Origin of the sequence: Methanothermobacter marburgensis str. Marburg, from assembly GCF_000145295.1 — an archaeon.
Taxonomy (GTDB): Archaea; Methanobacteriota; Methanobacteria; order Methanobacteriales; family Methanothermobacteraceae; genus Methanothermobacter; species Methanothermobacter marburgensis.
Genome location: NC_014408.1, coordinates 611,299 through 623,108 on the forward strand (window position 1 = coordinate 611,299; position 11,810 = coordinate 623,108).

At 49.3% G+C, this 11,810-nt stretch carries 13 protein-coding genes; 7 read left to right on the forward strand and 6 right to left on the reverse strand.

All coding sequences use genetic code 11. The features are described from left to right. Positions 1 to 25: 25 nt before the first annotated feature. From MTBMA_RS03300 to MTBMA_RS03310, 3 genes are all read right to left on the reverse strand, one after another. Positions 26 to 556 carry a putative ATP-dependent zinc protease gene (locus MTBMA_RS03300; RefSeq protein WP_013295490.1) on the reverse strand — a complete coding sequence of 177 codons (531 nt, stop codon included), beginning with the start codon at positions 554 to 556 and terminating at the stop codon, positions 26 to 28. A gap of 15 nt (positions 557 to 571) precedes the next feature. Beyond that, positions 572 to 1,960, reverse strand: a complete 1,389-nt coding sequence (locus tag MTBMA_RS03305) for a cyclic 2,3-diphosphoglycerate synthase (protein WP_013295491.1) — start codon at positions 1,958 to 1,960, stop codon at positions 572 to 574. Between the two features lie 140 nt (positions 1,961 to 2,100). After that, positions 2,101 to 2,409 (reverse strand): UPF0058 family protein, encoded by a 309-nt coding sequence (locus tag MTBMA_RS03310; RefSeq protein WP_013295492.1) that lies wholly within the window; start codon positions 2,407 to 2,409, stop codon positions 2,101 to 2,103. A 317-nt stretch (positions 2,410 to 2,726) separates the two neighbouring features. On the opposite strand from MTBMA_RS03310, the gene hisD reads away from it, so the two are divergent. The 4 genes from hisD (at position 2,727) to hemL (ending at position 7,325) form a co-directional block, all read left to right on the forward strand. Then, entirely contained in the window at positions 2,727 to 4,001 is a 1,275-nt protein-coding gene (gene hisD / locus MTBMA_RS03315; protein WP_013295493.1) for a histidinol dehydrogenase, read from the forward strand. A 46-nt stretch (positions 4,002 to 4,047) separates the two neighbouring features. Next, the gene (gene aspS, locus MTBMA_RS03320) at positions 4,048 to 5,361 is read left to right on the forward strand and encodes an aspartate--tRNA(Asn) ligase (protein WP_013295494.1); all 1,314 of its coding nucleotides are present in this window, start codon (positions 4,048 to 4,050) and stop codon (positions 5,359 to 5,361) included. Positions 5,362 to 5,373: 12 nt separating this feature from the next. Then, positions 5,374 to 5,991, forward strand: a complete 618-nt coding sequence (locus MTBMA_RS03325; protein ID WP_013295495.1) for a cobalt-precorrin-8 methylmutase — start codon at positions 5,374 to 5,376, stop codon at positions 5,989 to 5,991. Positions 5,992 to 6,062: 71 nt separating this feature from the next. Then, positions 6,063 to 7,325, forward strand: coding sequence for a glutamate-1-semialdehyde 2,1-aminomutase (gene hemL / locus MTBMA_RS03330; RefSeq protein ID WP_048901183.1), 1,263 nt, complete (start codon positions 6,063 to 6,065; stop codon positions 7,323 to 7,325). A 64-nt stretch (positions 7,326 to 7,389) separates the two neighbouring features. On the opposite strand, the gene MTBMA_RS03335 is transcribed toward hemL, so the two are convergent. Continuing rightward, positions 7,390 to 7,962: a hypothetical protein gene (locus MTBMA_RS03335; RefSeq protein WP_013295497.1), complete on the reverse strand. Its 573-nt coding sequence runs from the start codon at positions 7,960 to 7,962 to the stop codon at positions 7,390 to 7,392. Between the two features lie 119 nt (positions 7,963 to 8,081). After that, positions 8,082 to 8,792 carry a DUF4012 domain-containing protein gene (locus tag MTBMA_RS03340; protein WP_013295498.1) on the reverse strand — a complete coding sequence of 237 codons (711 nt, stop codon included), beginning with the start codon at positions 8,790 to 8,792 and terminating at the stop codon, positions 8,082 to 8,084. Between the two features lie 221 nt (positions 8,793 to 9,013). On the opposite strand from MTBMA_RS03340, the gene mtxX reads away from it, so the two are divergent. The 3 genes from mtxX (at position 9,014) to MTBMA_RS03355 (ending at position 11,371) form a co-directional block, all read left to right on the forward strand. Beyond that, on the forward strand, positions 9,014 to 9,709 hold the full coding sequence (gene mtxX, locus MTBMA_RS03345) for a methanogenesis marker protein Mmp4/MtxX (protein ID WP_013295499.1): 696 nt from the start codon (positions 9,014 to 9,016) through the stop codon (positions 9,707 to 9,709). Between the two features lie 47 nt (positions 9,710 to 9,756). After that, entirely contained in the window at positions 9,757 to 10,524 is a 768-nt protein-coding gene (gene uppS, locus MTBMA_RS03350; RefSeq protein WP_013295500.1) for a polyprenyl diphosphate synthase, read from the forward strand. Between the two features lie 94 nt (positions 10,525 to 10,618). Beyond that, positions 10,619 to 11,371, forward strand: coding sequence for a TatD family hydrolase (locus MTBMA_RS03355; protein ID WP_269879205.1), 753 nt, complete (start codon positions 10,619 to 10,621; stop codon positions 11,369 to 11,371). A 12-nt stretch (positions 11,372 to 11,383) separates the two neighbouring features. Here MTBMA_RS03355 and MTBMA_RS03360 read toward each other — a convergent pair whose 3' ends face one another. After that, on the reverse strand, positions 11,384 to 11,752 hold the full coding sequence (locus MTBMA_RS03360; protein ID WP_013295502.1) for a carboxymuconolactone decarboxylase family protein: 369 nt from the start codon (positions 11,750 to 11,752) through the stop codon (positions 11,384 to 11,386). Positions 11,753 to 11,810 lie beyond the last annotated feature (58 nt).

Genomic DNA, 11,810 nt, shown 5'->3' on the forward strand with positions numbered 1-11,810 from the left:
GTTTTTTCTGGGACTTTCCTGAAATTTAATCGCCCTCTATTTCATATTCGAATTCCCAGAATGGGGTTCCCCGGGACTCCCTGCCCTCCAGGTGCTCCATCTCATGTGAAACACCATAGGCCCCTGATCCTGTGAATTTGAGGGGCTTCCTGAGCCTCTTAAGTTTAATCTTAAAATCAAGGGGATCAAGCACCGCCCTGAGGATGTAATCACCATCCACCACGACCCGGTAGGGTCTCTTCACAAGTTCCCTCTCGTTTTTTGAGCCGCACTTCTCGAGCCGGTAAACGGTACCCTCCTCCCTCACCACCCTGGGGTTCAGGAAGAGGTAAACTATCTCCAGGGTCCGCCCTGTCATCTTATCCTCGTCAAAGCGGGTGACCTTCTCCTTCACAGCCATGAAACGCCCGGAGTTCTTCCTGAGGCTCCAGTCACCACCATACCTGATGGAAAAAAGGAGGGGTATGAATGCATCAGGGGGTATCTGAAGCTCCTCTATAACCCTCTTTTCACTGAGGGTGAACTTCAAGAGTTTCCTGATCTCGGAGTCATCCAATATACCACCTGCTCCCTATGGGGTCCTTCTAAGGTTGAAGTCAGCTATGGCGCTCTCCACCACCCTGATTATGGCGTCATCAAGTTCATCCTGCGAACCGTCCCGCACAATGGGTATGTTGTCGCAGTAGATGACCTCGAGCCCCGCCTCAAGGGCGTCCTTCGTTGCAACATCAACCGCAGCCGCCTTGAGCTCTGTCAGCATCACATCAGCGTCATCTATGTACCTCTCAATGTCCCGCTGTAGTAGCGGCCTGTTTGAAAGGTGTGGGGTTGTTCCGACGACCCTGCAGCGGTACTCAGACTCCAGGTATTCAACCAGGATATCCTTCACAGAGTCGGGGGCTGTGGTTGCAAATAGGACATTCTTTCCGCTGATATCCCCAAGTGGCTTTGGCCTGAAGACCGTGGTCACAACCTCTGCCTCTGGGTTCACGGATTCTATAAACTCAACGATCTCCTTAACCTTCTCATCATCTGCCATGGGCTCCTCGCACATTGTGAGTATCACAAGATCCGCCAGCCTTATCCTGAAGGGCCCGAAGAAGTTCTTTATATTTATGATGGGCTGGTTTGCACCAACAAGGACTATGTGTCTGTCTGACTTCACAGGGGGTATCGCAGCCCCGCTCCCCTCCAGGATTATGAAGTCGGCGTCAAGGCTGTTGGCTGTCTCAGCACCCCTCTTCATGTTGGTTATGAACACATCCCCCACCATACCGCCACCGCAGCGCCTGCAGCCAACCGTGAGTATCCGGCTCATGAGGGCGTCCTCCCAGTGGTCAGAGGCTGCATGAACCCCCCTGTCTGACTGTTCCATCAGGAACTCGGGGGTTATTTCTATCCTGTCACCCCTCACAATCTCTGGCTCCTCAGGGCCGCCTCGACCCATCGCCACAACACAGGGGTTGTATTCACGTTCATGGATCAGTCGGGCCGCATAGGCGGATACAGCGGTTTTACCTATCCTCTTACCTGTCCCGAGAATCTTGAGGGACGGTTTTTTGAGTATATCATATTCTGTGAGGGGCTGGAACTCAAAGTCAGGGCCCCTGTAGACTGCACCCTCCTCAAGGACAACCGATGCTATCCTGAACCTCTTTGAGTAGTCCAGGACGGGTTCATCGCTGAGGTCCATAACCGTGTCTGCACCGTACTTTCTGATGAGTCTGGCTATGAGGTCGTAGGGTATCCTGTGGGGATCATCACCGAAGTAGACGGGTCTTCCCATCATCTCGGTGTACTCCTCAGGTGATGATGTCCTGAGTTTTTCGGTTCCCCCGATGAAGATCAGTGCCCTGACGTCAATGTGCTCCATTGAGTCAAGGGTCTCAACAGCCGCCCTTGTCACAGGGAGGTAGTGCTCTCCATCAACAAGACAGATCATACTTTCTGTGGCCTTCATAAAAAACACCGTTTATGATATAAGTTGAAGGGAATATTAAAATAGTTGGTTTAGATGGATTAAACGAATATTTAGTTGGTTTCTGGCTGGCACCATATCTAAATTAGAAAAATTTAGATTTTGGAGAATGGATTGATGGTCTATTTTGCCTCCAGTCTGGCTTCCATCTTCACGACTTCCTTCCTTGACCGCTTTGCAAGTTCTGAGAGGCCATTTACAACGTTTGGTGGGAGGTTGTGTCCTTCCTTCTTTGCAAGGATCTCGGAGATGGCGCTTGAGAGTACAAAAATAGCGTATTTATGTTCGGCCTTTGTGCGGTGGATGTGGTGGGGGCTGATGTTGAGGGAGAAGTACTCTTCGCATTCATCCTTTATATCGTATCCATTCTCGAGGTACTTCAGAACATATACCAGAAATTGGTGCAGTTGTATCATTTCGTCCTTATACATGGTTACCAGCCTCAGTCTCCTTATAAGTGTGTATTAAATTTATTATTTAAAAATTTTGGTGGAGGGACAGCCCCTTTATCAAAATTAAAGATATAATATGAATTAATGTAAAAATTACAGCAGATCTGCGGATATCCCTGAATATCTTCTCTCATCTTCCCATAGTTAAGTTAAAACTGATAAATAAAGTTTTATATTACTGAAACTTTTTAAATTATTAACTATTGGGGATGTGGTGTATCATCTGCAAATTCTTAAAAGTGATGGATCCATAAAACTAACCATTCACCTTAACTTTTCCATGGAGGATCATCCTCATGAGGATAATAGAATTTGATCATGAAAGAGTCGATGAGCTTGTTGAGAGAGCGAGGATTGATGTTGATGAGGTCCTGGGGCCGGTGGCAGATATCATCTCAATGGTGAGAGAGGGTGGTGATGGGGCCCTCAGGGAACTCACAGAGAAATTTGATGGCGTCTCACCTGAAAGCCTCACTGTCAGTCAGGAAGAAATAGAGGCGGCCCATAAAAACCTGGACCCACAGGTCAGGAAAGCGCTCACTGAAGCTGCAGGGAACATTGAGGAGTTCCACAGGCTCCAGATGCCCTCTGAGTGGATGGCCGAGATCAGACCAGGGGTCAGCGCAGGGCAGATAGTGCGGCCCCTTGACAGTGTGGGCTGCTACATACCCGGTGGAAGGGCCGTTTACCCATCAACAATACTCATGACCGTTATACCGGCCAGGATAGCGGGGGTTGAAAGGATAGTGTGCTGCACACCCCCGGCATCCGATGGCTCGGTTCCCGACGCTATCCTTGTGGCGGCCGACATTGCAGGTGCACATGAGATATACCGTGTGGGGGGCGCCCAGGCGGTGGCTGCAATGGCCTACGGTACAGAGACGATCGGGGCGGTGGATAAGATTGTGGGACCAGGGAACATATTTGTTACCGCAGCAAAGAAACTGGTATACGGCGACGTGGACATAGACTTCCCGGCAGGTCCATCAGAGGTACTCATAATTGCGGATGAATCTGCAGACCCGGAGTACATTGCCCTTGAGATACTGGCACAGGCAGAGCACGACCCCCAGGCTGCAAGTGTCCTTGTGACAGACTCGGAGGATCTTGCAGCCAGTGTGGATGAGAAGGTACGTGAAAATATTAAATACATGGAAAGGGCCAATATCATAGGGGAGTCCCTTGAAAGATACGGAATGATAGTTTTAACGGAGGATATTGACGGGGCCGTGGACTTCAGCAACGCCTACGCCCCTGAGCACCTTGTTATAATGACGGATTCTCCCGAAAAAACACTCAAGGGTATCCGTAACGCAGGATCCATATTTCTGGGTGACCTCTCACCTGTGGCGGCAGGGGATTACGGTTCAGGGACCAACCACGTGCTGCCGACGTCTGGCTGCGCCAGGATGTACTCTGGACTATCAACGGAGTCGTTCCTCAAGAAACCAACGGTGCAGATGATAACCAGGGAGGGGCTCCAAAACATCCAGGAAACCGTCCTGCGTCTTGCTGAATACGAGGGCCTCTATGCCCATGCCGAGTCATTCCGTAGGAGACTTGATAGGTGACCTGAATTTACTCTGATAATTCACTTAGCGACAAGAGGTGATCTGATTGTTACTTGGAGATCTTAGAAGGACTCACTACTCAAAGGACATAAAACCTGAAATGGATGGAGAGGAAGTCACTGTCATGGGATGGGTCCATGAGATAAGGGACCTTGGGGGGATAATATTCGTGCTCCTGAGGGACCGTGACGGGCTCATCCAGATAACGGCACCCAGCAAGAAGATTGAGAAGGACCTCTTCAAATCCATTAGAAAGCTCAAAAAGGAATCCGTTGTGGCATTCGGGGGAAGGGTGCAGGAGTCAGATAAGGCCCCTGGAGGCTTTGAAATAATACCATCATTCCTGAGGGTTCTGAACCCATCAAAGCAGCCACTGCCACTTGACCCCACAGAGAAGGTGAAGGCCGAGATAGATACAAGGCTTGATGCCAGGTTCCTTGACCTCAGAAAACCATCAGTGAGTGCAATATTTAAAATAAAGAGCAGGATGCTACACTCAGTCAGGGTATTCCTTGAAGAGAATGGGTTCCTTGAAATCAACACCCCCAAACTTGTTGCATCTGCAACAGAGGGGGGCACTGAACTCTTCCCCATAACCTACTTTGAAAGGGAGGCCTTCCTGGGACAGAGCCCACAGCTCTACAAGCAGATGATGATGTCAACGGGCCTTGACCGTGTCTATGAGATAGCACCTATATTCCGTGCAGAGGAGCACGACACCCTCAGGCACCTCAACGAGGTCATATCCATCGACATAGAGGCATCCTTCGTTGACCATGAGGATGTCATGAAGATACTTGAAAGGCTGGTTGTGAGGGTCATAGAGGATGTTAACGAGCACTGCACCGACGCCCTTGAAACCCTTGGCAGGACCCTTGAGGTGCCCGAAACTCCCTTCGAGAGGCTGGAATACGATGAGGCAGTTGAACTGGTAAACTCCAGGGGAGTCCCAATGAAACACGGCGAGGACCTTCCAAGGGCGGCTGAGAAGGCCCTTGGTGAGGTCATGGACGGCTACTACTTCATAACCTCATGGCCAACCGCAATAAAGCCATTCTATGTGATGCCAGATGAAAACGATCCTGAAAGAAGCTATGCATTCGACCTCATGTACAGGGACCTTGAGATATCCTCAGGTGCCATGAGGGTCCACCAGCATGACCTCCTGGTTGAGAAGATAAGTAGGCAGGGATTGAACCCGGACTCCTTCGAGAGCTACCTTGCAGCCTTTGAGTACGGAATGCCACCCCACGCGGGCTGGGGCCTGGGGGCTGAAAGGTTCAACATGACCCTCACCGGTGTGAATAACATAAGGGAGACTGTGCTCTTCCCGAGGGACAGGAGGAGACTCACACCTTAGGTGATAACATTGATGGGTGCATCCACAGGCCAGGGCTATGAGATAGCCAGAAAGAGCAGGGAAATAGTCAGGAAACTGATATCTGAGGACCTGGCCTCTCTCAGGGATGAGGAGGCGGCCATAGTTGAGCGCATAGTTCATTCCACCGCTGACCCCGAGTATGCCAGGTTAACAGAGTTCAGCCAGGACTTTGTGGATGCAGCCCTTGATTCACTCAGGAGTTCAGGCGAGATACTCACCGACATTGAGATGGTCCGTGCAGGGATATCCAGACCTGCCAGCTGCCACATCAGGGACCCTGAGGTCAGGGAGATCGCAAAAAAGAGGGATATCACCAGGGCAGCTGCATCAATGGAGTACGCTGCAGAGAGGGGCTTCAGGGGGATTGTGGTTATAGGTAATGCCCCAACAGCCCTCATGAAGGTGATTGAACTTACAGTTGAAGGCATAATGGATGCAGATGCGGTTATAGGGGTCCCGGTGGGATTTGTAGGGGCTGCAGAATCAAAGGAGGCCCTCAGGAAAACAGATATACCCCACATGATAACCAGGGGTCCCAAGGGAGGCACACCTGTCGCAGTGGCAGCTGCAAATGCTCTTATAGCATTATCAGGGGGAGTGGAGGTTTAGAGGTTCTCCTGAGGATAAGTTTGAAGGGTCCTTAGCATCATCGAGGATTAGAAATGTTTAGAGGTTCCATCATGAAGTCGAAAGAACTGTTTGAAAGGGCACAGAGGGTTCTACCGGGTGGTGTCAGCTCACCTGTGAGGAGGTTTGATCCACACCCCTTCTTTGCGGCGGGGGGTAAGGGGTGCATACTTGAGAGTGTTGATGGTAAGAGCTACATTGACTACTGCCTGGCTTACGGACCCCTGATACTGGGACACGCACACCCCAGGGTGGTTGAGGCGGTTGAGAGGCAGATAGAGAGGGGCACAACCTATGGTGTACCATCTGAGGGGGAAATAGAACTTGCAGAGACAATAATAGACAGAGTACCCTGTGCTGAGATGGTAAGGTTCATGAACTCAGGCACAGAGGCCACCATGGCCGCTGTGAGGCTTGCAAGGGCATACACAGGGAGAGACAAGATTGTCAAATTTGAGGGATCCTACCATGGGGCCCACGATTATGTCCTTGTAAAACCAGGTTCTGGTGCCGCCGCTGCACCCGATTCACCGGGTATACCTGAGGATACCGTAAAAAATACTCTAACCACGGTCTTCAATGATGAGGAGGCGATGGTTGAGCTCATTGATGGGATGGGGGATGAGATAGCATGCATCCTGGTTGAACCTGTGATGGGTAACATCGGGTGCATAGAACCTGAAAACGCCTACCTGAACTTCCTTAGAGATGTAACTAGGGAGAACGACATTCTACTCATCTTTGATGAGGTCATAACAGGATTCAGGCTGGCAGCAGGTGGCGCCCAGGAGTACTACCGTGTGAAGCCTGACCTCGTGACACTTGGAAAGATAGTCGGGGGAGGCTTTCCCATGGGGGCACTGGCAGGCCCACGGCAGATAATGGAGAACATTGCACCGGCTGGTAGCGTATACCAGGCAGGTACATTCAATGGAAACCCGGTATCTGTAACCGCAGGTCTTGAAACCCTTAAAATACTTGATGATAAAATGTATTCCAGTCTTGAGAGGATGGGGTCCCATCTGAGGGCAGGTTTAAGGGATCTCCTCTCGGACATGGACCTTGAGTATCAGGTTGCAGGGCCAGCTTCAATGTTCCAGATATATTTCACTGAGGATGAGGTCAGAAACTACGCCGATGCTAAGAAATCAGACACTGAGCTCTTCATGAAGTACTTCCATGGACTGCTGGAGAGGGGTGTCTTCATACCCCCATCACAGTTTGAGTGCTGTTTCATATCCGCTGCACACGAAATGGATCATATAAACAGTACACTTGAGATTGCAGAGGATGTGCTCAGCCATTTAAAGAATTAATAATTTCTTTATTTTTATGGGCCTTATCTTAATGAACAGTTAGCCGCACTTTACTGGTATTAATTTATGTGAATTTTACGGCTATGAAGAAGTAGAGGAAGCATATAACCACAAATACGAGGAGAACCGTGACGGCGGTCCTTAAAAATCTGCTGTTAAGCGTCTTTCCCTCACGTTCAGCAAGGAACTCCCTCTGTTCACGCACCTGTGATATGAAACTCTCTGCCTCCCCCCTGCCACCGGTTATGAGATTGCTGTCTATTATCTCCTCATCAAGGAGTTCGTCCACAATCTTTTTCTGTTCCTTCACATCGTCGATTATTCTCTTCTCGGCCACGAATTCCATGAGGGACCATTTGCCGCTTTTTATCTCCCGAAGTGTTCTCTCCTCATTGTCTATGCTCCTTGAGAGGTTTTCAAGGAGGAATCTTTTCCGGTCACTTTTTTCTGGAATTTCAGGTTTTGGTTCATCCGGTTCTTCATAGAACTCTTCGAGTGTGCTGTAGTATCCCAGTGAGCCCCCACATTCACAGGAATCAAAATCAGATGGGTCCTCACCAGCTTCCAGCTGGTAGTAGCCCCCGCATTGTGTACATATAAGGTAGCCCCTGGTTTTTCCCATGTTTTCATCGGACAAGGAGATCCCCCAGACAATATATTTTACATTATAGTAGTTAAGTTTTGTGTTGAATCATTTATCTTTTCATGCACTGAGGTATCCTGTGATGTTTTTTCAAAAAAATAAATAGTTTTTTATCAGCTGGTCACCCTTTCAAGTCCTGTGGATATGAGGAACTGTATGAAGGCACCTTCGGGCACAACAACGATGTTTCCCTGCTGATACTGCTGTATCCCTGCGTTTACCATGGCCATGTACTTTGAACGGTCCTTTGTGGCATTGAATATTGCCCTCATGAGTGACTGAACCGCAACGCCCCTTGCGGATCCCTGCTGCTGTTCCTCCCTGAGGAATGTTATGCTGTTTCCTGAGACATAACCCTGACCCTCCACATATACAGGGCCTATTGCCTGGAGGATGCCGTCCACTGCCTGGGGTGTCACTATCACGACGATATCTGTTTTCACACCGGTATTGTATTCCACTATCTCCTGCGCAAGTCTGGCACCCTTCTCTGTATCGTTTTCCCAGAGGGCGTCATGCAGGAGCCACCTGTGTACTCCCTGCGCCCTCAGTGAAGCCGGGGGTTCTGCTGTTGGATGGGCCATGTTGTGGGGGTAGACAGCCGTTACATTGGTTATGTTACCCTCGTTCATGGTTATTATGAAGGCCATGTCAACGGCCCCGATACCAGGCCTTGGTTCACTGGGGTCTGCGCATAGAAGCAGCACGTGTTTTTCTCCCACAAAAACGTTCTGTGAGTTTGTGATGTAGTTTTCATAAGTTACAACTGAAAGACCCAGTATAACTATAAAGAGACCGAGGATTATCTTATTTTTTGTATCCATATTCTTACCTTCCTTTAGCTGATCTGGGGTTCTGGATCACGTAAGAAGTTAACATTGAAAAGCACTGCTCCACATGATTTACGTTGACCTAAATTTGCCACCATTTATATATACTTTGGTGTTCATGTATCATGCAGAACTGAATATTTAATACTTCTCAACACATATATTAATGTTGCTGTGGGCCAAGAAACATTCCTAAAAAAGGAGGATGTCACCCCATGAGGATAGTGGCAGGTGCCGGTGAGAACAGGAACATCGAAAGGGCTGCGTCTTCAGTGGAATTTGATGTTGAACTGATTTACTCCGAGGACGAATTCATAGAAAGGTTAAGAATGGGAAAGGACGCCTATGTGAGGGGTTCCCTCCCATCAGCAAGTATAATGGCGGAACTCAATAATCATGGACCCCTGATGAGGGCTTCATGGATAGAGACAGGGAAGGGGAGTTTTTTCCTTGCACCCGTCGGGATAGATGAGGGTGAAACAGTCATCGAAAGGCTCAGAATAGCCACTGCCGCAGGGGACTTCCTCATGAAAACAGGAACCGAGCCATTCATCGGTATAATATCAGGGGGACGGCCAGGTGACCTTGGAAGGTCCCCTGCAGTGGACAGTTCAATCCGTGATGGTGAACTTCTGGCATCAATGGTAAAGGATAAATATGAAGTGAGGCACTACCATATACTGATAGAGGAGGCCGTAAGGGATGGGTGCAACGTTATCATAGCACCCGATGGGATAACAGGTAACCTCATATTCAGATCACTGGTTCTCGTTGGCACGGCCAGAAGCCACGGAGCTGTGGCCCTTGGATTTAATGGGATTTTTGTTGACACATCTAGGTCACAGACCACTGCGGGTTACCGCAGGGCACTGAGATTCGCCCACTGGCTTGCCACCAGTTGGAGAGATTAGATCAGCAATTTATAGAATATTAAAAACTCCAGTCAGGTAGATGGGAAATGTCACCTTTAAAACCTCTTTACAAACTGTATGAGTGGTACATATCGCGCAACCTAAAAAGGGAGAGAATGCCAAGGCACGTTGCCATTATAATGGATGGTAACAGGAGATACTCACGACTCCAGGGCAGCGTAGACCCCATAGAGGGTCACAAGAAGGGTATTGAGACACTGGAAAAGGTCCTGGACTGGTGCGTTGACCTTGGAATAGAGATAATAACCGCCTATGCATTCTCAACTGAAAACTTTAAAAGGCCAGAAAACGAGGTTAAAGGCCTAATGAAGCTCTTCAAAGAGAACTTTGAGGCCATAGCAAGCAATAAGAAGATCCATAAAAACCGTGTCAAGGTCAAGGCAGTCGGAAAACTTGAACTGCTCCCTGAAGATGTTAGAAAGGCAATAGAGGTCGCTGAGAGGTCAACTGAGGGATACTCTGATCGACTTGTGAACATCGCCATAGGATATGATGGCAGACAGGAGATATTGGACGCCGCAAGGAAAATCGCCGAGGACGTCAGGGCCGGCCGCATTGACCCTGAGGACATAGATGAGGACATGATAAACAGGAACCTCTACACCGCTGGACTGGAAGACCCCCACCTCATAATAAGGACCAGTGGTGAGGAGCGCCTCAGCGGGTTCCTCCTCTGGCAGTCATCCTATTCGGAACTGTACTTCTGCGACAGCCTATGGCCGGAACTTCGAAAGGTCGACTTCTTAAGGGCCATAAGGTCATACCAGCAGAGGGAGAGGAGATTCGGTACCTAGATGCGCTTCAGGCGACTTTTAAGGCTATAAGGTCCTAAAATGGATATAAACAGGACCTGATATCCATCAAGCTATCAATGGAGGGATCGGTATAATAGATGTTCACTGTCACCTGGACTTCAAGGACTTCAACAGGAACCGTGAAGAGGTTATTGAAAGGGCAAAGGAAAAACTCAGGGCAATTATAGATTCGGGTGTTGGACTCGGGGGCAACAGGAGGGCCCTTGCCCTTGCCTCAGATTATCCAGGATTCATATACCCCACCATGGGTTTCCATCCCGCCGACGCATCAAAGGCAAGACCTGAACTCATAGAGGAGGTCGCAGGGCAGATAGAGTCACACATTGACAGGATCGTGGCCATAGGTGAGACAGGGATGGATTTCCACCACACCAGCGATGCTGAGGGAAGGAGAAGACAGGAGGAGGCCTTCAGAATCTTCGCCAAACTTGCAGAGGAACATGACATGCCCCTGGTTGTCCATGCAAGGGACGCCGAGGAGAGGGCCCTTGAGATAGTACTCGAGCACAGCATACCAGAGGTGGTCTTTCACTGCTACGGTGGCAGCCTATCAACTGCAGAGAAGATAATAGACGCCGGATACCATATATCAATATCCACACTTGTGACCTTCTCGGATCACCACATGAAACTTGTGGAGGACCTCCCGCTGGAGAGCATGCTTACAGAGACCGACAGTCCATACCTCTCCCCTTTCAGGGGGAAGCGCAACGAGCCAGCATTTGTGGCTGAAGCGGTTAAGAAAATAGCAGAGATCAAGGAAACCGATGTTGAGGATGTTGACAGGGTGACAACATCCACTGCAGAAAGAATTTTTGGCCTGTGAGGCCATCTGAATTTATTTTTCCATATCCCTGAAAACCTCAGCTGCCGCAGCAACGCCATTTATGGCTGCAGGGAACCCTGCATAGACAGCCATCTGGATGAGGACCTCAATTATCTCCTCCCTGCTGCAGCCGGCATTGAAGGCACCCTTCACATGGCCTTTCAACTGTTTTTCAGCCCCAAGGACCGTGAGGGCTGCCACGGTGACAAGTTCCCTTGTTTTAAGATCCAGTGCATCCCTGGAGTAGATGTCACCGTATGCGAATTCAACCACGAACCTTGAAAGATCAGGGGCAACATCCTCAAGTTCATCACGCAGCTTCCTGTAGGACTCCCTGTGTATCCTCTCAAGTATCTCCATTCCAGCAGTGTATCTGTCCATATTTCAACCTCCCGATCTGGAAACCCCACATGGTTTCCACACTAATTTAATAGTATGG

Coding starts and splice junctions, on each gene's coding strand:
- MTBMA_RS03310 (WP_013295492.1), bottom strand. CDS start 2,409: ATGTATAAGGACGAAATGATACAACTGCACCAATTTCTGGTATATGTT.
- mtxX (WP_013295499.1), top strand. CDS start 9,014: ATGAGGATAGTGGCAGGTGCCGGTGAGAACAGGAACATCGAAAGGGCT.
- MTBMA_RS03340 (WP_013295498.1), bottom strand. CDS start 8,792: ATGGATACAAAAAATAAGATAATCCTCGGTCTCTTTATAGTTATACTG.
- MTBMA_RS03305 (WP_013295491.1), bottom strand. CDS start 1,960: ATGAAGGCCACAGAAAGTATGATCTGTCTTGTTGATGGAGAGCACTAC.
- hemL (WP_048901183.1), top strand. CDS start 6,063: ATGAAGTCGAAAGAACTGTTTGAAAGGGCACAGAGGGTTCTACCGGGT.
- hisD (WP_013295493.1), top strand. CDS start 2,727: ATGAGGATAATAGAATTTGATCATGAAAGAGTCGATGAGCTTGTTGAG.
- uppS (WP_013295500.1), top strand. CDS start 9,757: ATGTCACCTTTAAAACCTCTTTACAAACTGTATGAGTGGTACATATCG.
- MTBMA_RS03325 (WP_013295495.1), top strand. CDS start 5,374: ATGGGTGCATCCACAGGCCAGGGCTATGAGATAGCCAGAAAGAGCAGG.
- MTBMA_RS03360 (WP_013295502.1), bottom strand. CDS start 11,752: ATGGACAGATACACTGCTGGAATGGAGATACTTGAGAGGATACACAGG.